This window comes from Streptomyces sp. NPDC053474 (genome assembly GCF_044544845.1).
Lineage (GTDB): Bacteria > Actinomycetota > Actinomycetes > Streptomycetales > Streptomycetaceae > Streptomyces.
The window spans coordinates 213,106-233,740 of the sequence record NZ_JBITXV010000009.1; the positions used below are offsets into that span (position 1 = coordinate 213,106).

At 72.1% G+C, this 20,635-nt stretch carries 13 protein-coding genes and 1 pseudogene; all 14 read right to left on the minus strand.

What is annotated here, in order from left to right:
* The 14 genes and pseudogenes from ACIG3E_RS22710 to ACIG3E_RS22775 all read right to left on the minus strand — a co-directional run bounded on the left by ACIG3E_RS22710 (window position 1) and on the right by ACIG3E_RS22775 (window position 20,042).
* A complete protein-coding gene (locus tag ACIG3E_RS22710) occupies window positions 1-648 on the minus strand; it encodes a PIG-L deacetylase family protein (protein ID WP_399619285.1) in 648 nt (215 codons plus the stop codon).
* A complete protein-coding gene (locus ACIG3E_RS22715) occupies window positions 645-1,475 on the minus strand; it encodes a glucose-1-phosphate cytidylyltransferase (RefSeq protein WP_399619288.1) in 831 nt (276 codons plus the stop codon). The genes ACIG3E_RS22710 and ACIG3E_RS22715 overlap by 4 nt, the downstream gene beginning before the upstream one ends.
* A complete protein-coding gene (locus ACIG3E_RS22720) occupies window positions 1,472-2,734 on the minus strand; it encodes a class I SAM-dependent methyltransferase (RefSeq protein ID WP_399619291.1) in 1,263 nt (420 codons plus the stop codon). Before ACIG3E_RS22720 ends, ACIG3E_RS22715 begins: the two co-directional genes overlap by 4 nt.
* Window positions 2,731-4,008 (minus strand): glycosyltransferase, encoded by a 1,278-nt coding sequence (locus ACIG3E_RS22725; protein ID WP_399619294.1) that lies wholly within the window; start codon window positions 4,006-4,008, stop codon window positions 2,731-2,733. The genes ACIG3E_RS22720 and ACIG3E_RS22725 overlap by 4 nt, the downstream gene beginning before the upstream one ends.
* Window positions 4,009-4,016: 8 nt before the next feature.
* A complete protein-coding gene (locus tag ACIG3E_RS22730) occupies window positions 4,017-5,309 on the minus strand; it encodes an O-antigen ligase domain-containing protein (protein ID WP_399619296.1) in 1,293 nt (430 codons plus the stop codon).
* A 1-nt stretch (window position 5,310) separates the two neighbouring features.
* Window positions 5,311-6,852: a right-handed parallel beta-helix repeat-containing protein gene (locus tag ACIG3E_RS22735; RefSeq protein WP_399619299.1), complete on the minus strand. Its 1,542-nt coding sequence runs from the start codon at window positions 6,850-6,852 to the stop codon at window positions 5,311-5,313.
* 7 nt (window positions 6,853-6,859) lie between these two features.
* The gene (locus ACIG3E_RS22740) at window positions 6,860-8,815 is read right to left on the minus strand and encodes an alginate lyase family protein (RefSeq protein ID WP_399619301.1); all 1,956 of its coding nucleotides are present in this window, start codon (window positions 8,813-8,815) and stop codon (window positions 6,860-6,862) included.
* Window positions 8,812-10,986, minus strand: coding sequence for a bi-domain-containing oxidoreductase (locus tag ACIG3E_RS22745; protein WP_399619303.1), 2,175 nt, complete (start codon window positions 10,984-10,986; stop codon window positions 8,812-8,814). Before ACIG3E_RS22745 ends, ACIG3E_RS22740 begins: the two co-directional genes overlap by 4 nt.
* Window positions 10,987-11,004: 18 nt before the next feature.
* Window positions 11,005-12,939 (minus strand): asparagine synthase (glutamine-hydrolyzing), encoded by a 1,935-nt coding sequence (asnB, locus tag ACIG3E_RS22750; protein ID WP_399619306.1) that lies wholly within the window; start codon window positions 12,937-12,939, stop codon window positions 11,005-11,007.
* Window positions 12,940-12,942: 3 nt separating this feature from the next.
* Window positions 12,943-14,514, minus strand: coding sequence for a Wzz/FepE/Etk N-terminal domain-containing protein (locus ACIG3E_RS22755; RefSeq protein ID WP_399619308.1), 1,572 nt, complete (start codon window positions 14,512-14,514; stop codon window positions 12,943-12,945).
* On the minus strand, window positions 14,511-15,875 hold the full coding sequence (locus ACIG3E_RS22760; protein WP_399619311.1) for a Wzz/FepE/Etk N-terminal domain-containing protein: 1,365 nt from the start codon (window positions 15,873-15,875) through the stop codon (window positions 14,511-14,513). The genes ACIG3E_RS22755 and ACIG3E_RS22760 overlap by 4 nt, the downstream gene beginning before the upstream one ends.
* Window positions 15,872-17,139 (minus strand): annotated as a pseudogene (locus tag ACIG3E_RS22765) (glycosyltransferase family 4 protein). The gene ACIG3E_RS22760 and the pseudogene ACIG3E_RS22765 overlap by 4 nt, the downstream one beginning before the upstream one ends.
* Window positions 17,129-18,445, minus strand: a complete 1,317-nt coding sequence (locus tag ACIG3E_RS22770; RefSeq protein WP_399619314.1) for a nucleotide sugar dehydrogenase — start codon at window positions 18,443-18,445, stop codon at window positions 17,129-17,131. Before ACIG3E_RS22770 ends, ACIG3E_RS22765 begins: the two are co-directional and overlap by 11 nt.
* A gap of 73 nt (window positions 18,446-18,518) precedes the next feature.
* Window positions 18,519-20,042, minus strand: a complete 1,524-nt coding sequence (locus ACIG3E_RS22775; protein WP_399619317.1) for a sugar transferase — start codon at window positions 20,040-20,042, stop codon at window positions 18,519-18,521.
* Window positions 20,043-20,635: the final 593 nt, after the last annotated feature.

Here is a 20,635-nt window from a genome sequence, read left to right on the forward strand (position 1 = left end):
TCAGTTCCCCAGGTTCAGAGTGAGTTTGGTGACGGCGAACGCCTCGGCGTAGCGCGCGTGGCATTCGATGCCGCGGATCCGTGCGAGGCCGAGGAAGGCCTCGCGGTCGTACCAGGGCCGGTGCCGCTGCGAGGGGTAGTGGTCCTGGAGCAGCCGCACCTTCCGCTCGGCGACCTCCGTCGTCAGCGGCTGGTACGCCGCCGGGCGGCCGAGGTCGCCGTCCCACTTGACGATCTCGTAGCCGAGGACCAGGTGGTCGCGGAACGCGGTGGGCATCAACTGCGCCAGGCCCCGGTGGTCCTGGTGCGCGTCGTCGGTGCGCGGGGCCAGGACCAGGTCCGGGTCGGTCTGCCCGCGCAGCTCCTCGACCGCGGCCTTGGCCTCCTCCCAGTGCACGGGCATCCGGCCGTCCGGCAGCTTGAGCACGGTCAGGCGCAGGTCGGCGCCCGGGCAGAAGGCGGCGAGCGCGGCCCGCTCCTCCTGCTCGCGCTCGCTGCCGCCGCCGGAGAGCACCAGGGCGTCGACGCGCAGGCCCGGCCGCGCGAGGCACAGGGTCAGGAGGGTGCCGCCCGCGCCGATGGCGATGTCGTCGCAGTGCGCGCCCACCGCCGCGATCCGGTCCAGGCGCCCGGCGCCGAGCCGGATCACGCGGTCCTCGCTTCGGCGCCGACCCCGCCGCCGAGCGTGACGGCCCCTGAGCTGTCCCGCTCCCACACGGCCCACGGCCGGTCGCCCCGGGCGTAGGCGGCGTCCAGCGCGGCCCGCTCCTTCACGGTGTCGGTCGGCTTCCAGAAGCCGCGGTGCTGGTGCGCCACGAGCCTGCCCTGCTTGGCCAGTTGGGCGCAGCCGTCGGCGACCAGGTCCCCGTTCTCGGGGATGTGGTCGAAGACCTCCTGGCGCAGCACGAAGTAGCCGCCGTTCTCCCACAGCGGCATGTCGCTCACCGCCGTGATGCCCCCGACCATGCCGTTCTCGCCCAGTTCCACGCAGTGGAACGAGGACTGCGGCGGCACCACCATCATCGACGCACCGGCGTCGCGCCGGGCGAAGGAGTCGATCATCTGCGGCAGGGGAGCGTCGGTGAGCACGTCCGCGTAGTTGGCGAGGAACATCTCGTCGCCGTCCAGGTGGTGGCGCACCCGGCGCAGGCGCTCCCCGATCGGCGACTCGACGCCGGTCTGCGCGAACGTGATCGTCCAGTCGGATATGTCCGTGGAGAGCAGCTCGGTCTTCCCGCCCCGCAGCACGAAGTCGTTGGACGCCGTCTCCTCGTAGGTGAGGAAGAAGTCCTTGATGTGCTGCGCCCCATACCCCAGGCACAGGATGAACTCCGTGTGCCCGAAGTGCGCGTAGTAGCGCATGACGTGCCAGATCAGCGGTCTCGGGCCGACCATCGCCATCGGCTTGGGCACGTCGTCGGAGGCGCCGCTGCGCATCCGCATCCCGTAACCGCCGCAGAACAGTACGACCTTCATGCTGTGCCCTCTTTCGACGACGTGGCCTCGACGATGCTCAGTTCCGGGATGGGGAAGACCAGGCGGCCGCCCCAGTCGTGCACGTAGGACAGCTGCTCGACCAGCTCGGCCCGCAGGTTCCACGGCAGGACGAGGACGTAGTCCGGCTTGTCGGCGGCGATCCGCTCGGGCGACAGGATCGGGACGCGGGTGCCGGGGGTGAACCTGCCGTGCTTGTAGGGGTTGCGGTCGACCGTGTACGCGAGCAGGTCGGGCCGGATGCCGCAGTGGTTCAGGAGCGTGTTGCCCTTGCCCGGGGCGCCGTAGCCGACCACCGTCTCGCCGCGCTCGGCCGCCTCGATGAGGAACCTGAGCAGGTCCCGGCGCACCTTGGCCACCCGCGCGCCGAACTCGGTGTACCCGGACAGCTCCTGGAGCCCGGCGGCCTTCTCCCGGGCCAGCACGTCGGACACCTGGCGGGACGGCTCACCGGCCACCTCCGTCGGCCGGGCCCACAGCCGGATGGAGCCGCCGTGCGTGGGCAGCAGCTCCACGTCCACGAGCGCGAGTCCGCCGCTGGCGAGGGCCCTGATCGCGGACGCCACCGTGTAGTACTGGAAGTGCTCGTGGTAGATCGTGTCGTACTGGTTCTCCTCGATCAGGGTCAGCAGGTGCTGCACCTCGATGGAGACCCAGCCGTCGTCGGCGACCAGGGCGCGCAGCCCCTGCGTGAACCCGACCACGTCGGGGATGTGCGCGTACACGTTGTTGGCCACGACCAGGTCCGCCGGGCCGTGCTCGGCGCGCACGGCCGCGCCGGTCTCGGGGGACAGGAACTCCGTGAGCGTGGGCACGCCCGCGTCCCGCGCCGTGGCGCCGACGTTCACCGACGGCTCGATGCCGAGGCAGCGGATCCCCCGGTCCACCACGTGCTTCAGCAGGTACCCGTCGTTGCTCGCCACCTCGACCACGAAGGCGTCGGAGCCTTCGGCGTCGAGCCCCACCCGCCGCACGGCATCGGCGACGAACGCGCGCGCGTGCTCCACCCAGGAGGTCGAGAAGGAGGAGAAGTACGCGTACTCCTTGAACGTCTCCTCCGGCGTGATCAGCGCGGGGATCTGCGCGAGCCAGCAGTCGGTGCAGACCCGCAGGTGCAGCGGGTACGCGGGCTCCGGCTCGTCCAGCTGGTCCGCGGCGAGGAAGCTCTCGCACGGCGGGGTCGCCCCCAGATCGACGACGCTGGCCAGCGCCGCCGAGCCGCAGAGTCGGCATCGTGTCATCTACTGCCCCCATCCCTGCTCGCGCGGATGCCCCGCCGCGAGCCAGTGCTCGTGTTTCCTGACGGCGGCGCGCTGTCGCCGCCGCCCGACCGCCCCGCGATCGCGGCGCGGTACCCCTCCACCAGGCGCTCCAGGCCGACGGCAGGACTGAAGTCCTTCTCGTAACGGCGCCGGGCCGCCTGGCCCATCTCGTGGTTGCGGCCCGCGTCGGCCGCGACCCGGCGGATGCTCTCCGCGAGCGAGGCGGCCTCGCCCGGCCGGTGAAGGAGGCCGGTCACCCCGTCCTCGACGAGTTCGACGAAGGCGCCGTGACCGGCGGCGACGGCCGGGACGCCCGCCGCCATCGCCTCCGCGACCACCAGGCCGAACGTCTCCATGGACATCGAGGGCGCCACCACGGCGACCGACCGCGCGACGGCCTCCCGGCACTCCTGTGGGTCGTACAGGCCGACGTAGCGCACGTCGTCACGGCCCGACGCCCAGGCGGTCACCTCCGGCTCCAGCGGCCCCGAGCCCGCGAGCACGAGCGGCACACCCACACCGCCGCGCGCCGCGACCTCGTCCCACGCGGACATGAGCAGCCGCACGCCCTTGGCCTCCGCGAGCCGCCCGAGGAAGAGCACGTGCTCCCCGTCGCCCGTGCGGCAGCCGCCCGGGTCGGGCACGAAGTTGTGCTTCACCGCGAGGCGCTCCGGCGGCATGCCGGTGCGCACCAAGACGTCGCGCTGCGCCGCGGAGATGCAGAAGAACCGCTCCACGCCGGACCACCAGCGCCGCCGGTTGACCGACAGGCTGACCGCGAGCGGCACCGTCGCGAGCCGCGAGTCGCGGTAGCAGCCGTGCCGGACGGCGGGCAGCGCCATCCTCGTCCCGGCGCACTCGGTGCACACCCGGCCGTCTCGCTGGAGCGTGCCGGGCGGGCAGACCTGGGTGTAGTTGTGCAGGGTGGCGACGGTCGGCACACCGGCGTCGGCGCAGGCGGCGAGGACCGCGGGCGACAGGAGCGGAAAGACGTTGTGGACGTGCACCACGTCGGGGCGCGAGGCGCGGAGCCGGGCGCCGAGCTCCGAGCGGACCTTCGGGTTCCAGGGCACGAGCAGCGGCACCGCGGCCTTGGCGAGCAGGGACCGGTCGGCGATGGTGTCGCTGCGCCGCTCGAACACGTCGACCCGGTGACCGGCCGCGCGCAGCAGCCCCACCTCCTCGTCGACGACCCTGTTCTCGCCGCTCGGCTGCGCCGACGAGTAACGGTTGTGTACTACAAGGACGTGCATGCTCACCCTTACCTCCGGGCCCATCGCGGGATGCGTCGTCGAGGGACTTCGGCCCTCGGACCGGGAACCTCGGCCGTCGCGAGGGGCGGCGCAGCGGCGCCCGGCACCAACAGCGAGGCGGCCAGGGCCAGATGCAGCAGATACGGCGAGGCGTCACCGAGTCCGGCCTCGGTGTACGAGGACATCGCGCAGTAGCTGATCAGGAAGATCGCGCAGGCCCTCGGCACCGACGGCGGCCGCAGCAGCGCGACCCCGCCGAGGACGCCGATGAACGCCGCCACCAAAGTGATGCCGATCAGGCCCTGCTCGTGGTAGACGGCCAGCCAGCTGTTGTCGATCGGGAGGCCGCCGAAGGACTTGTCGCCCAGGCCCGTGCCGAACACCTTCTCCCCGGTCGTCCGGGGCGCGGCGAGCAGGGCGTCCCAGACCTTGGCCCGCCCGGTGAGGTTGGAGAGGCCCTCCTTGCTCTGCCCGCGCATGAACCACGCCTGCAGCGCGGAGCTCAACGCCACCGTGGCCACCGTCGCGCACACCACCGTCCAGGCGAAGAACCGGCGGGCGGCGGCACTGGTCAGGACGAGCGAGCCGATCGCGAGCACCAACCCGACGATCAGACCGAGCGTGGCCGTGCGGGTGTGGGTCAGCGCGAGCAGGACGAGCGACGGCACGATGATCATCGCCGCGCTGGCCCCGGTCGTCAGACGGCCGAGGGTGAGCAGCACGGTGAGCCCGATGATCACTGCGGCGTACTGCCCGATCTGCGGCGGGGTGAGCGGCCACAACGCGCCGACGAGGCGCCCGCCGTAGTACTCCGGCCTCGCCGTGCCCGGGGCGACGACCAGGCCCGCGGCCACCAGGACGAGCACCGCGAAGTACATCCGGATGTGATGGCGGACGAACGTCATGCCGCCGTCCCACCAGCGGCTGAGCAGCCACAGCGTGCCGACGAAGAGCGCGAACCGGAAGCAGCGGAACAGCGCGCCGAACCCGCCCTCCAGATCCGCGCTGGAGATCACGCTCGGCACGAGGAGCAGGGTGAGCAGGAACACGAAGGCGCTCGGCCGGATGCGCAGCCGGAGGTTGAGCGCGAGCGCCAGCGCGAAGGCGGAGACCAGCGCGCCCATGGTGGCCATCTGGATGAGGGAGCGGGGCAGCGGCAGGATGGTCTTCGCCCCGGCGGAGCCGAGCGTGTTGAGTCCGAGCAGCGCCCAGACGATCCCGACGGCCTTCGGCGTCGCCTCAGGGCGCTGTTCCCCCTCGGGCCGCGCGTCCGGCCCGCCGCGCATCAGGTCCCCGCCCATCTCAACCACCGGCCTGGGCGTCGAAGGTGCTGCCGGTGTCCTGCTGGTACGGCGCGCTCTGCCACTGCCCCGGCTCCAGCTTCCGGCTCGGATCGCCCGCCACGAAGCTCCACGGCCCGCGGTAGACGTTGTCGTGCCAGCGGTTGCGCTGCTTGTGGGTGATCGCGTCGGCGACCCGCTTGCCCTTGTACGGCGACCACTTCGGATACGTGCCGTAGTTGGCGAGGACCGCCATGCGGCCGCACTCCTCCGTGCACTTGACGACGGAGGTGTCCAGGACGAAGCGGTTGTCGTGGATGTCCACCCGCTGGGTCTTCCACCGGCAGTCGGCGTACAGCGGCGCGGTGGCGATCCCCGGCTTCGCGCAGCGCTTGGTGTCCTTCACCAGCAAGGTGCAGTAGCCGGTCGAGGTGTTGGCCGGGCTGTTGCAGAACCGGTCGGCGTTCTCCCACAGGGTGATCCCGGACCAGTTGTCCTCCAGGACGTTCCGGTAGATCTCTATCTTGTTCGTGCGGGCCCTGATCCGCGGCTCGCCACCGGCCTCCGACACATAGATCGTGGCATACGGGAAGTCGTCGTCGCGCTCGGCGTACTTACGGCCCTCGACCCAGTTGTTGCGCCGGATCGTGTTGTTCCGGATGACCGCGTTATAGCTGGTCTCGTACATCAGCGCGGCACCGTCGTTGGCTTCGAGGACGTTGTTCTCGATGCGGAAGTCGTTGTTGTTGTTGTCCGCCCACAACCCGGCGCCGCGGTTGTCGTGCACCCAATTGCCGCGGACGTCGGCGCCGTTGACGGCCCAGAACTTGATGCCTCCGGTGCAGCCGCAGCCGGGCTTGCGCCGCTCCCAGTCGTCGGTGTTGTTGCCCACCACCTCGTTGCCCTCGACCACCAGGCCCTTGATGGAGTCACCGGTCTTGTACGCGTTCATCCCGTACTGCCCGTTGCCGCGCAGACAGCTGGCGCGGACCCGCTGGCGGGCACCGGCCATCAGCCCGGCACCGGAGTTGTACTGGATCCTCGCGTGCTCGATGACCCACCCGTCGGCCATGTCGTGGTTGACCACGCCCTCGTTGTTGGGCGCGACGAAGTGCTCCACGGTCAGATGGCGGATGGTGACGTCGCGGGCCGTACCGCTGAACGCGTACTGGTTGACCTTCCGTCCGTCGAGCACCGCGCCCGGCGCGCCGAGGTAGCGGTTGCCCTTCTTGGCCATGACCTGGGCGTAGCGGTCCCGCTCAAGGCGGTGCCTGCCCGGGCGCAGCCAGAACGTCGTGTGCGGCGGGTTGCTCTTCGTCTTCGCCGCCAGGTCACCGACCACCGCCGGGTCGACCGTCACCGCGCCCGCGGGAGCCTTCGTCGGCCCGGCCGCGGGCTTGGCGCACACCCGGGCGACGGGCGTGGACGGCTTCGCGGCGGACGCCTTCGCCCGCGAGCCGGACGTGCTGTCGCTGCCACTGTCGCTGTCGCAGCCGGTCGTCGCGAGCAGGGCCAGCGCCAGCGCTGCCGCCGCCGACGCCAAGGGCCGCCTCTTGATCACCACATGCCCCCTAGCCGCGGAACCTGAGCACGGTGGTGAACCCCTCCGCGCCGTCGGTGAATCCGGTGCCGACCAGCGTGGTGGCGGGCTCCTTGCGCCCGAAGCCGGGGGAGTACCAGCCGAGCGGCGGCTCGCTCTCGCCGCGGTGCGCCCGCCAGGACAGCTCCCCGGGCAGGTCGAGCACCGCGGAGCGCTCCTCGCCGTCCCGCGTCCAGGTCAGCAGCGCCCAGTTCCCCACCAGGTCGGCGGCGATCGCCGGACCGAGGTGGAACGCCAGGCGCACGGCCCGGCGCGGTCCGCGCACCTCGTCGACCACCGTCAGCTCCTGGCTCGCGGCCGACAGCTCCACCCGGCGGCGGTGCACGGAGCCCTCGTACCCGTCGTGCTCGGCGCACCAGCGCGCCACGGCCTCGTCGGACGGGTCCGTGGCCAGCACGCGCGTGCGGGCGTGCCGGGTCCACAGGAACGGGCCGCCGGAGACGGACTGGTCAGTGCCGTCCAGCTCCAGGGTGTTGTGGCCGAGGGTCGAGCGGAAGTACCGCCGCCACGCGGGCTCCCCGTGGTAGCAGTACGTCCCCGGGTCGGCGAGCACGTCGACCCCGTCGTGCCGGACCTCCACGGACAGGGCGTCCGCGTGGGCGTGCGCGGCGATGGACAGGAAGCCGTGCGGACCGCCGTCGCAGCGGCACCAGATCTCCTCCGGGCCGCGCAGGATGGTCATGCCCGCGTCGGCGAAGTGGGCGGGGCGGCTCGCCGGGCGCGCGGTTCCCGTGCCCGGGTACGGCCGGATGAGTGCGGCGAGCAGCGGGGTGCGCACATCGGTGCCGGTCACCTCCGGCCACCAGGCGAGCCGCCCGAACACGGCGTCCCCGGTGGCCAGGAGCGAGCCCCAGCGGTGGGTGCCCGCGCCGTCGACGACCAGACCGTGTCCGTCGTCGGCGTCCCCCTGGCGCGGCGGCCGCAGCCGGTTGTCCACGACGGCCGCGAGCGCGTCGGTCATCCGCAGCAGCACCAGGCGGATCGACGCGGGCACCGGCACGTCGGCGGCGTCCGCCTCGGCCACCGCGGCCAGGCCCAGCTCCAGGACGAGCCCGTGGTACTCGGTGGCCAGCTCGCGGTTGAGGCCGGAGGGGAAGGTGTTGGCGCGCAGCTGCTGCTCCAGCGAGCGCAGCGCGTCGGCCCGCCACCGTGCCGACGTGGGGAACCACCCGAACGCGCAGGCAGCGGCGAACTGCCCGGCGGCCTCGGCGATGACGTGGTTGTTCGCCGAGGAACCCCGGCTGGGAAAGGCGGCGAGCCAGCGCTGGTGGTGCCAGATCTGGTTCTGCGCCACCGGGTTGTCCTCGAAGAGCCCGGCCGCGCCGGCCCAGCCGTCGAGCAGCCGCCGGACCCACACCCAGGAGAGCAGCCGGATGCCCAGCTCGATGCCGCTCACCCAGTGCACCCCGCGCAGCGGCGGGTTGGCCGCCCACCACGACCGCAGGTGCGCGGCCACGCGCTCGGCGTACCGCTCGTCCCCGGTGACCGCGTAGGCGGCGGCGAGCACGGTGAGGTACTGATGCCGGGACGGCTCCCAGATCTGCTTGATGTCCCCGGCCGCTTCCTCGTCGCGGTACGGCACGTCGAAGGCGTAGCCCCACGGGGCCCGGCGCCCGGTCTTCGGGTCGTACCACCAGTCCGGGTCGACCAGGTCGTCGCGGTCCACCCCGAAGTACGTGGCGTGCCCGTCGAGCAGCCGGTCGGCCTCGGCGACCAGACGCTTCGCGGCGTCCGGCGCCACCGAGGCCAGCGTCCCCGCGGGCAGTGCCGCGGTGAACCGGGCGCCGGTCACGCGCGGGCAGCGCGGCCGTGCCGACCGCCACCGCCGCCTGCGCACCGCGTCGCCCGCCCGGCCGCCGACCTCCCGCGGCCCCATCCGGGAGAGGCGGCGCAGGTACCAGCCCGCGCTCCCCGAGCTCACCGTCATCGCGTCCTCGCCAACGTCACCGGGGCGCCACCGGCCAGGCCCGCCCGCACGGCGAGGGTGGCCGCCGTGGTGGCGACGAGGGACTGAAGCGGCACCGGCATCGGCCCGCCGGTCCGCACGGCCTTGACGAACGCGGCCAGCTCGGCGTTCTGGCCCTTGTCCCGGGCCTTGGGCAGCCGCGAGGAGACCCACTTCTTGCGCCCGTAGACCGAGGCCCGCACGAAGTCGTCGAGCTGCAGCACCTTGCCGTCCGCCACCAGGTCCAGCGTCTCCTTGGGGAAGGCGGCCGAACCGGTGGTGACGTAGCTGATGGTGGCGGTGGACCCGTCCGGGTAGCGCAGCACCACCTGGAGGTCCTCGTTGCCCGACGCGGCGACGGAGTACACCGAGACCGGGTCGGCTCCCAGGAGCCAGCTCGCCGTGTCGATGAAGTGCCCGCCCTCACCGGCGAACCGCGAGCCCTCGGTGCCCTCCTTGAGGTACCAGCTGCCGTGCTGGAGGCGGCCCGCGTTCACCAGGTAGCGCAGGCTCGCCGGGCCGGTCCGGGCGCCGAACCGCTCCTTGGCCTCCTGGAGCAGCGGCGCGAAGCGGCGGTTGAACCCCACCTGCAGCCGGTCGTTGCCGGACTCCTCCACCGCCGCGAGCACCCCGGCCAGCTCGTCCTCGGTGAGGGCCAGGGGCTTCTCCACGAACACCGCCTTGCCCGCGTGCAGCGCCTTGCGGGTCAGTTCGGCGTGCGAGCTGTGCCGGGTGACCACGAACACCGCGTCGATGGACTTGTCGCCGAGCACGGCGTCCAGATCGGTCGTCGCATCGGCAAAGCCGAACTTGCGCCGCGCGTTGGCCGCCGACAGCGCCGTCGTGGTGACGACGGTCGACAGCTCGACGCCCTCGCGCCGCGTCAGGTGCGGAAGGAGCATCGACGTCGCGTAGTTCCCCGCGCCGACGAACGCCAGCTTCACCGGCGAACCGGCGGCCCGTGCCCGGCCCTGGCGCACGGGCACCGCGGGCACGGCCACCGCTGGTGCCTCCACCTCCGTCGCGTGCGCGTTGGGGTACCGGAACAGCACGGCCACGGCCTTGAGTTCGCCGTCCTTCAGCCGCTGGTACGTCTCGACGGCGTCGTCGAAGTCGGCGACGTGGGAGACCAGGGGCTCCACGTCGACGCTGCCGCGCGCGACGAGATCGAGGAAGCACGCAAGATTGCGGCGCTCGGTCCAGCGCACATAGCCGATCGGATAGTCGCGCCCCTCCAGCTCGTACTCCGGGTCGTAGCGCCCGGGACCGTAACTGCGGGAGAACCGGACGTCGAGCTCCTTCTCGTAGTACGCGTTCCACGGCAGGTCGAGGCGGCACTTGCCGATGTCGACGACCCGGCCGCGGTCCCGGCACAGCCGGGCGGCCAGCTCGACGGGCTGGTTGCTGCCGCCACCGGCGGCCAGGTACACCTGGTCCACGCCGTGCCCGTCGGTGAGCTCGGCGACGGCCGCTTCCACGGCCGCGGCCCCGGGATCCCCGCAGGCCGCGGCGCCCAGACGCTCGGCGAGCTCGCAGCGCGCCGGGTCGGGGTCGACCCCGACGACGCGGACCCCCGAGGCGGCGAGGAGCTGCACCACCAGCTGCCCGATCAGACCGAGCCCGATGACGAGGGCCACGTCGCCGAGGTGCGGCTCGCCGCGGCGCACCCCCTGCATCGCGATGGACCCGACGGTGCCGAAGGCGGCATGGCGCGGCGCGAGGCCGTCCGGCACGGGGGTGTAGAGGTTCTTGGGCACCCAGTTCAGCTCGGCGTGCAGCGCGTGCTCGTTGCCCGCGCAGGCCACGACGTCGCCGACCTTCACGTCGTCGATCCCGGAACCCACCTGCTCGACCACCCCGCACAGCGAGTAGCCGAGCGGCGTGTAGGAGTCCAGCTTGCCCATCACCTTGCGGTAGGTGGCGGGCACCCCGTTGGTGGCCACGCTCTGCATGACCTTGGCCACCTGGTCGGGCCGGGAACGGGCCTTGCCGAGCATCGACATGCCGGCCTCGGACACCTTCATGAGCTCGGTCCCGGTGGAGATCAGCGAGAAGGCGCTGCGCACGAGCACCCCACCCGGCTTGCACCCCGGCACCGGCACGTCGAGCACCGCCAGCTCGCCGCTCTTGTAGTTCTGTACCACTTGTTTCACCCGAACTCCTCTGAATTCCTAAGCCGTTAACCGAGTGCTCTGGCCGGACCCAGAGGTCGCGTCGCGATACCAGTACTCGAGGGTCAGCACATGCCACAGATGCTTGGAGAAGTCCCGCTGCCCCGCGGCGTCCTCGGCGACCATGCGCGCCAGCGCGTCCCGGCGCAGCAGCCCGGAGCGGACCAGCTCGCCGTCGTGCACCACCTCGCGCACCAGCGGCGCCAGGTCCCTGCTCATCCAGGCCCTCAGCGGGGCGCTGAACAGGCCCTTGGGCCGGTAGACGATCTCCCGGGGCAGGATCGAGGTGGCCGCCTCCTTGAGCACGGCCTTGCCCTGCCGCCCGACGATCTTGCGCTCGCCGGGCACGGCGAACGCCGCCCTGACCACCTCGACGTCCACGTACGGCACCCGCACCTCGGTCGACGCGGCCATGCTGGAGCGGTCCGTGTACGTGAGGTTCAGGCCCGGCAGGAACATCCGGGCGTCGCCCAGGCACATGCGGTTGACGAAGTCGTCGAGGTCGTTGTCCCGGTAGACGTCCGCGTGCTCGGTCAGCACGTCGTCGACCGTTCCCGCCAGGTCCGGATCGACCAGGGCCAGCAGCTCGTCCTGGTCGTACATGGTGTAGCTGCGCCGGAACGCGGTCTCCTCCGGCAGCTCCGCGAAGGACAGGAACCGCTTCGCGAACCGCACCGACCGGTACCCCCGCCGTGCCGTGGCCACCGGCAGCCGGTCCACGGCCCTGGACACCCCGCGCCGCAGCGGCCGCGGGACCCGCTGGTAGCGCAGCGCGATCAGGTTGGCCAGGTGCTTGCGGTACCCGGCGAACAGCTCGTCGGCCCCCATCCCCGAGAGCATCACCTTGACCCCGGCCTCCCGGGCGGCCGAGCAGATCAGGAACGTGTTGATCGCGGCCGGGTCGCCGATCGGCTCGTCCAGGTGGTACGTCATCCGCGGCAGCAGGTCGAGCACGTTCGGAGCGATCTCGATCTCGTGCAGATCGACGCCGAACCGCCGCGCCACCTGCCGGGCGTAGCGCAGGTCGTCCGGCATCGCCTCGAACCTGGCGTCCTCGGCGCGGAACCCGATCGTGTAGGCGGAGATCCCGGGCCGGTGGCGGGCCGCGAGCGCGGTCAGCCAGCTGGAGTCGAGACCACCGGAGAGAAAGGTCGCCACGGGCACGTCGGAGAGCAGGTGCCGCCGCGTCGACTCCTCGACGATGGCGGCCAGGTCGGGCCGCTCACCGCTGAGGGCCCGCTCCCGGCCCTCGGCGGCCACGTCCTTCAGATGCCAGTACCGGCCGCGCTCCACCCCGCCGTCGGCCCGGCACCGCAGCCAGCTCCCCGGCGGCAGCTTCTCCGCCTCGCGGTACGCGCACCGCGAGTCCGGCACCCAGTAGTAGAGGAGCGAGGCCACCAGCGCCCCGTGGTCCACCTCGAGGGACCCGCCCGTGGCGGCGGCGAGCGCCTTGAGCTCGGAGGCGAACACCAGGCCCTCGCCGCGCCGCAGCAGGAACAGCGGCTTGATGCCGAGCTGGTCCCGGGCGAGCACCAGCTCACCCGTGCGCTCGTCGAAGATCCCGAACGCGAACATGCCGCGAAGCCGGGGCAGACAGTCCGTGCCCCAGCGCCGCCAGGCCTCAAGGACCACCTCGGTGTCGGAGGTGCCGCGGAAGCGCACCCCGGCGGCCGCCAACTCGGCCCGCAGCTCCGGCGCGTTGTACAGCTCGCCGTTGTACGTCAGGGCGAGGCCGCCCGAGACCATCGGCTGGGCGCCGGTCTCCGACAGGTCGATGATGGCCAGGCGGCGGTGCCCGAGGTGCACTTCGCCGTCACCGGCGGCATGGCTGTACCTGCCCGCCCCGTCCGGACCGCGATGGGTGAGGACATCGGTGAGCCGGTCGGTCACGACCTTCCCGTCCGGCCATCGATACGTGCCTGCGATACCACACATGTCCTACCGCGCCTCCTGGTCGCTGTCCGGGACCCGCGCGGCCGGCCTCGACGGTCTCTCCGCCCGCGGCCCGCCCGTCCCGTTCTGCTGGGGCGGCCGCTCCGCGCGCGGCTGACCCGTTCCGTTCTGCCGGGCCCGCCGATCGAGAGGGCCCCGCAGCGCGGCGTGCGGCCCGTCCCACAGCGTGCCGTCGGTCCTGTCCCGCGGATCGGGGTCGATCAGCACCACACCGATCACGGGAACGCACTGGTCCGAGAGTTGCCGCGCCACCGTGTGCAGCCACGCGGCACTGCCGTGCCCGGCCCGCACGACGAGCACGGTCTGACCGCCCAGGTACTGCAGATCGGTCCACGCCGTGCCGGGCGCGACCGAGCCGACGCCGATCCTGCGCACCTCGGGCGACACGGTCGCGGCCCGCTCGCCGCTGACCACCTCCGGATCTCCCGACTCCGTGCGGCTGTTGGCGAGCTGCGGCCCCGGCAGACCGTCGACGACGACCACGGGACCGTCCGCCGCCAGGGCTCTGGCCACGTTCAGGGCGAGCACGCTCGTGTCGCGCGCACAGCCCAGTTCGAGCAGCGACACCGGTTCCGCGGCGGCGCGCACGGTGCGCACCAGGGTCGTGGTGAGCCGTTCGTGTGCCGTACGGGTCCGTCGGCGCTGCCACAGCCAGGCCGGTCCGCGGCGCGCGCGGCGCAGCTCCGCGATGACCGAGGCGCCCAGGTTCGCGGCGATCTCCCGGCGCAGCACGGGGCGGTCCGCCACCACCGTGCCGACCGCGGCCACCGCGAGCCCGAGGACGAGTCCGAGGACCGCACCGATCACGGCGTTCGTGCCCGCGGCCTTGGGCAGGGAGTGCTCCACCGCGCGCGGGTCGTCCACGATCTGCGTGCCGGAGACGAGCCGGGGCGTGCCGACGCGTGCCTCCTCGGCGCGCTGGGCGAAGTCGGCGATCCGCGAACTGAGCTCGGCCCGGCGGGCGAAGAGCGACTCCATGTTCGCCGGTGCCTTCTCCCCGCTCTGCGGCGACCGGCCGCCGATCACCTTGTTGACCTCGGCGAGTTCCTTCCGCATCCGGTCACGCTGCTCCAGCAGGGCCTCGGCCTCCGCCTTCGCGGCCTCCTTCATCCGCCGCACGTGGTCCGCGACGAACGCGTTCGCCAGTGCCTTGGCCCGGGCCACCGCCTCCGCCTCGCTGGCGGCCGTCACATCGATGCGCAGCAGGTTGTTGGTCAGGCCCGAGCCCCGGTAGTCCCGCATGAAGTCCTCAGGCTTCTCCGGGGACTTGAGTTCCTGCAGGGCCTTGGCGGCGATCCGCGTGGTGCCGAGCAGCTCGACATCGGTACGGATCAGCGTTCCGGTGTCGTTCGGCTGGTCCTCCTTGTGCGCGACGAGGACCTTGGTCATCGCGCTGGGAGGCGGTGGCCGCAGCACTGCCAACGCCGCGCCGGCCAGGAACCCGAGGACCGCGAGGGAGGACCACAGGCGGCGCCGTCTGCGCACCGCCACCACCAGCGTCTGCAGATCCAGGAGCGGTGCGGCGGTCGACGACTCCGTTGTCCTGCTGCCCCTCATACCGCACCTCCCCCCATGTCGTCGCCCACCGCGATGGCAGGCGTGGCGCGCCGCGCGGACCGGCTGGCCTTCTCCTTCGGACGCGCCCGGACCGGTCCGGCCACGACGATGCCGACGACCTCATGTCCCGCGTCCGCACTCGCCTCGGCGACGGCCGCGAGGTCCCCCGCGGTCCAGGTGCCCGCGCTGAGCACGACCAGGACACCGGACTCGATGTCGCGGTCCGGCACCATCGGCCGGGACATCGAAACCCTCACCACCCGCAGCGGATCGCTCTTGGCCTCGGCGACGAGCTGCCCAGCGGCCCGGCGGGCGACCTCGTCACCGTCCGGTACGACGACCAGCAGCCGCCGCGGGGCGGGTACGAGATCCCGCAGGCGGGCGCACACCCGCCGGTAGCGGACCTGTCTGCTGGCCTCGTCGCCGGACGACTGCGGGGTCGGCAGGTCCCACCGGGTGTCGACGCCGAGGAACCAGCGGACCCAGGCCCGCCGACCACGGCCCTTGGGCCGGTGCGCGGACCGCTCACCCGGTACGTCGACGGTGCCGAGGAGCACCGAGCCGAGCGCCGCGGCGATCTCCGCCTCGGTACGCAGCCGACGGTTCACCCGGGCCGCGGCGAGATGGCCGATGACCGAGAACACGAAGGCCAACAGCGCCCCGCCGACGGTCAGTTGCATCCTCGTGGGCGGCGCCTCGCCGGTCGGCCGGGCCGCGGGCCCCATGACGACCATGCCCGCCTTGCTGGTCGCCGGATCGGCCTCGTCGAGCTTCTTCATGGCCTCCGCCAGCGCCGTACGCAACTTCTCGAGCTCGGTGCGGACCTGCACGCTCTCCACGGTCTGCCCCGGATCCGCCGCATTGGCCAGTTCGGTGATGCGGCGGTTGGTCTCCGTCACCTTCTTCCGCAGCGCCTCGGGCCCGGTGGCGGCCCCCGAGTCGGTGCCGTCGCCCGCGATCCGCGCGGCGAAGGCGACGAACTGGTGGGCCAGCCGGTCGGAGAGCTGCTGGGCGCGCTCCGGAGTCTCGGCCGTACCGGAGACCTTGATGATGTTCCCGTCCGCGGCCTTGGCGCTCACGTCGCCCCGCAGGTCGCTGCCGCTGACGCCGTCCCAGCGGAGCGCGGCGGCCGTGCGGTCGACCACCGCCGAACTGGTGGCGATCTCCGCCTGGGTCAGCAGTTCGCGCTCCTCCCACTGCCCCGGCAGCAGCACCGACGTCGACGTCGTATAACGCGGCGGGAACAGCAGGGAGGTGCCGTAGCCGACGAGCGCGCCCACCACCGTGAGGATGGCCAGGAGCCGCCAGCGACGGCGGAGGATCCGCCCGATCGTGACCAGGCGTATGGTGTCATCGCTCAACGGTGCGGCCTCTTCCGTGTCCGGACCGGGCGTCGCCCGCCGGCACCGGAGCACGGTCACGACAGGCAGCTCTGTAGGCGGCGAGCAGCGAGCGCTGGGAGTTCCGCCAGGAGAGCTCCCCGCTGATCCGCTCCTTGCCGATCTCGCCCATCCGGGCCCGCCGCTCGGGGTCGTCGAGCAGCAGCGCGACGAGCTCGGCGAAGGCGGCCTCGTCGTTGGCGGGCGCGTAGACGGCGGCGTCCCCGGCGGAGACTCTCGCCTCCTTCAGGTCGAACGAGACGATCGGCCGGCCCATCGCCATGTACTCCAGGACCTTGTTCATGGTCGATACGTCGTTGAGCGGATTGCGCGGGTCGGGGGAGAGGCAGACGTCCGCCGTGGACAGGTAGCGCACCAGGTCGGCGTCCGGTATGCGCCCGGTGAACTGCACCTGCTCGGACAGGCCGAGCTGCCGGGACAGCGCCACCATCGCGTCGAAGGCGTCACCCGCGCCGACGAACACCGCGTGCCAGTCGCTCCGCCCGACCTCGTCGCGCAGCTTCGCCAGGGCCCGCAGCGCGTAGTCGACGCCGTCCTGCGGCCCCATGACGCCGAGATAGCACAGCAGATGGGGCTTGCCGCGCTTCAACTCGGGCTCCGGCGCGACCGGTTGGAACCGGTCGCTCGCGGGGGCGCTGCGCACCACGAAGACGTCCTCAGGCCGCCGTCCGCCGCGGCGCACCGCGACGTCCCGGTAGCTCTCGTTCGTCGCGAGCACGATGTCCGCGGCCCGGTAGGTCCACCGCTCCAGCGCGCACACGGCGCGGTAGAGCAGGTCCTTGCCGCGGCCGAACCGCGAGAGATACAGCTCGGGCACCAGGTCGTGCTGGTCGAAGACGAACCGGGAGCCGCGCCGCTTCAGCCACAGGGCAGGCAGGAACAGCAGGTCGGGCGGATTGCAGGCGTGGACCACGTGGACCGGGCCGACCTTGCGGGCGAGCCGGAGCGTATGCCACAACGCCGAGCCGTACTCCCGCAGATAGCCGGCCGGTCCTCCGGTGGCCGCGCGCAACGGGTAGCGGTGGATCCGCACCCCGTCGATCTCCGCTTCCCGTTCCGTGTCCCGCTTGTTCCCCCGGGGACAGATGACGTGCACTTCCCAACCCGCGTCGCGCAGCGTCGTGCATTCTTGCCACACCCGCCGGTCGAACGGCACCGACAGGTTCTCCACCAGGATCAGCGCGCGCCGGGCAGGCGCGCCGCCGCTGGTCGTATTACCAAGCAAGACCCAAGTACCCCGTTTCGGCCCGGCGCTCCTCGGCGTCCGGAAGGCGGATGAGATCGACGATCACCGGTCCGTCACCATGGGGCAGCGCCGAGAGCACCGCCGGATCCTTGGTTCCGACCAGGCATACGTCGGCGTGTTCGAGCACCTCGTCGACGGAGTCCGCGAGCAGCTGCGCGAGGTGCGGAAGGCGGGTCTCGATGTACTCGCGGTTCGCCCCGATCAGCCGGGAGAGGCTCACATTGGCGTCGTAGATCTTGAGCTCGTACCCCTTGCCGAAGAGCCGCTCCGCCAGCTCGACGAGCGGACTCTCGCGGAGGTCGTCGGTGCCGGGCTTGAAGGAGAGCCCGAACATTCCCACCCGCCGCTTGCCGGTGCGCTCGACCAGCTCCACCGCGCGCTGGAGATGGTCGGCGTTGGAGGGCAGCACATGGGACAGGATCGGCACCGAGACGTCGGCCCGCTGCGCCGCGTACACCAGGCTCCGCAGGTCCTTGGGCAGGCAGGAGCCGCCGAAGGCGAAGCCGGGCCGCAGATAGGCGGGGCTGATGTTCAGCTTGCGGTCGGCCAGGAACACGTCGATCACCTGGTGCGAGTCCACCCCGAGCGCCTGGCACACCGCGCCCAGCTCGTTCGCGAAGCCGATCTTCAGGCCGTGGAACGCGTTGTCCGCGTACTTGATCGCCTCGGCCGTCGGCACCGGCACCCGGAACACCTCGCCGGGCAGGCCCTCGTACAGCGCGGCCACCGCGTCGCCGCTCGCCGGGTCGAGCTGGCCGACGACGGTCTTGGGCGGGTCGAAGAAGTCCCGCACGCTCGTGCCCTCGCGCAGGAACTCCGGGTTGACCGAGACCCCGAAGTCCACCCCGGCCGTGCCGCCGACGTACTTCTCCAGGATCGGCACCAAAAGGTTCAGGCAGGTGCCCGGGAGCATGGTGCTGCGGAACACGACGGTGTGCCGCCCGCCCCGCTCGGCGAGCGCGGCGCCGATCTGCTCGGTGACCCGCTCCAAGTACGTGGTGCACAGGCTGCCGTTGGGCTCCGAGGGCGTACCCACGCAGACCAGCGACACCTCACTTCCCATGATCGCCTCACGGACGTCGCGCGTGGCCCGTAAGGCTCCGGTCCGCACGACCTCGGCGGTGAGCTCGCCGATCCGCTCCTCGACCACCGGGGCCTTGCCGTCGTTGACCAGGTCGACCTTCACCTGGTTCACGTCGACGCCGATGACCTCGTGCCCCATGCTGGCCAGGCACGCGGCCGACACGCAGCCCACGTAGCCGAGCCCCAGGACGCTGACTCTCACAACCCGTTCCTCCCCCCAGGCACGCCCTTCCGGCCTGCCTTCCGTGTACCGGCCGGACGACGAACTCCCCGCATCAGTAGGCTCCCTGCCCCTGGAGCACCGCCCGCAGGGTCTTCCACAAGATCACTGTGTCCAGGGCGAGCGACCAGTCCTCCACGTACCGCAGGTCGAGGCGGACCGCCTCCTCCCAGGGCAGGTCGCTGCGCCCGCTGATCTGCCACAGGCCGGTGAGCCCGGGCTTGACGAGCAGCCGCCGCCGGATGTCAGGGCCGTACGCGGCGGACTCCTCCGGCAACGGAGGCCGCGGACCGACGAGCGACATCGACCCGGTGAGTACGTTGAAGAGCTGCGGGAGCTCGTCGAGCGAGTACCGGCGCAGCACCGCTCCCACCCGGGTCACCCGCGGATCCCTGCGGAGCTTGAACAGCAGCCCCGCGCCCTCGTTGCGGTCGGCGAGCGCGGCCCGCGCCCCGTCGGCGCCGACGACCATGGTGCGGAACTTCAAGATGGTGAACTCCCGGCCGTCCTTGCCGACTCGGCGCTGCCGGTAGAACGCCCCACCCCGGCTGTCCACCAGAACGAGCAGCGCGACCAGCACCATCAGCGGCGCGAACAGCAGCAACAGGAGGGCCGCCCCCATCCGGTCGACGACCTCCTTGACGGCCCGGCGGCCCCCGGTGAAGGTCGGCATGCTGACCCGGAGCAGCGGGATCCCGAGCACCGCGTCGACGTGCAGCCGCGGGCCAGCCACCTCCATCAGCACGGGCGCCACGACCATCTCGGCATCGCTGCCCTCGAGGTTCCAGGCGAGGCGCTGAAGCCGATCGGGAGACCAGTGCGGGTCCGGCGTGACCGCGACGACGCGGTAGCCGTCACGGCGTACGTGACCCGCGACGTCCGCAAGGCGGCCGACGACCGGCACGCCGTCCAGGTGGTCACCGTCGGGTCCGAGGCCGTCCGTCGTGCAGACCGCCTCCACCCGCCAGCCGAGGTGCGGGAACTTACGGGCCCGGGTGATCAGATCGCGCACGGTGGCCAGGCTCCCGGCGGCGAGCACCGGTCTGAGGCACCGGCCTTCCTTGCGCTGCTTGTGCAGCCACAGGCGCAGCAGATAGCGCGCCGTCATGGTGGTGATCGCGATCGCCGGTATCGCGACGAAGATCCAGAGTTTGATGTTGCGCGAGGTGAAGGCGATCCCGCCGAGCGCCAGGACGACGGTCGCCGCGAACAGCGAGCGTCCCAGCCGCCGGAATTCCTCGGCCCCCTGGCCGAGCACGGCCGGAGCCCACGAACGGCTCACCGCGAGGGCACCCAGCACGAGCAGCTCGGTGCCGAAGGCGAGGATGCCCCACTTCTCATGCCAGTTGGCCGCGTCCCGGGCCCCGAAGAAGTTGCCGATCGCCGCCACGACGAAGGCTGTGGCCACGGTGTCGCTGGTGATCACGGTACGCCGGTACCGCTGCTCCCAGTCGATCGCGGGCTGGCTGATCGCCCCGTTCACCGGGCGCCCGCGCGCCGATGAGAACGGGCTGACTAATTCCCCCGGCTGTACAGCCCCCCTCAGGTCGCCAGTGGGCTCGGCGTGTTCGCTCCACATGGTTCCTCCCCCCCCTCGGGAGGCCCCCGCCTCCCGCACTGGTCCACCCCTCGGGAGGCCCCCAGCCTCCCGCGCCGCACCGTTCCTCCCCTCGGGAAGCCGTCGCCCTCCGCGATGGCGTCCCGGTTGTTGCGGCGCTACTTGACCACCCCACCCAGGCGGCGGACGCGTACGCCCTGCGGGCTCCTCCAGGCATGCGGGAACCCGTCGAATCCCAGGTTGTCCCCCCACGCCTGAGGCCTGTGCCCGGGCCCCAAGTACTGATCACCCCCACGTCAGCCGCCCGAGACGGCACATGCTGGCCTTACGTGACGCCGCACCCGCAGATCACTATCCGTTGCCTCGTGACCACGCAGGAGAAGCACGGTCAACATAGACCATCGGAGCCCGTCTGGAGAGGGGTGTGTGTGCAATTTGTGCGCAAGCTTTGAAGCCAAGTCCACCGGCTGGTTACCGCCCAGGAACGCCCCGACGACGAGCACGGGCCGTGTGGCCTGTGAATACGTCCTTCCGCCGCCCGAGGGCCCCCGCTTTCCCCGAGGCGCCCCGGGCGCCGCCAACTGGGCCGTAATCAGTACTGCAACGGGCCCTGA

Coding starts and splice junctions, on each gene's coding strand:
- ACIG3E_RS22715 (WP_399619288.1), bottom strand. CDS start 1,475: ATGAAGGTCGTACTGTTCTGCGGCGGTTACGGGATGCGGATGCGCAGC.
- ACIG3E_RS22720 (WP_399619291.1), bottom strand. CDS start 2,734: ATGACACGATGCCGACTCTGCGGCTCGGCGGCGCTGGCCAGCGTCGTC.
- ACIG3E_RS22725 (WP_399619294.1), bottom strand. CDS start 4,008: ATGCACGTCCTTGTAGTACACAACCGTTACTCGTCGGCGCAGCCGAGC.
- ACIG3E_RS22730 (WP_399619296.1), bottom strand. CDS start 5,309: ATGGGCGGGGACCTGATGCGCGGCGGGCCGGACGCGCGGCCCGAGGGG.
- ACIG3E_RS22740 (WP_399619301.1), bottom strand. CDS start 8,815: ATGACGGTGAGCTCGGGGAGCGCGGGCTGGTACCTGCGCCGCCTCTCC.
- asnB (WP_399619306.1), bottom strand. CDS start 12,939: ATGTGTGGTATCGCAGGCACGTATCGATGGCCGGACGGGAAGGTCGTG.
- ACIG3E_RS22755 (WP_399619308.1), bottom strand. CDS start 14,514: ATGAGGGGCAGCAGGACAACGGAGTCGTCGACCGCCGCACCGCTCCTG.
- ACIG3E_RS22775 (WP_399619317.1), bottom strand. CDS start 20,042: ATGTGGAGCGAACACGCCGAGCCCACTGGCGACCTGAGGGGGGCTGTA.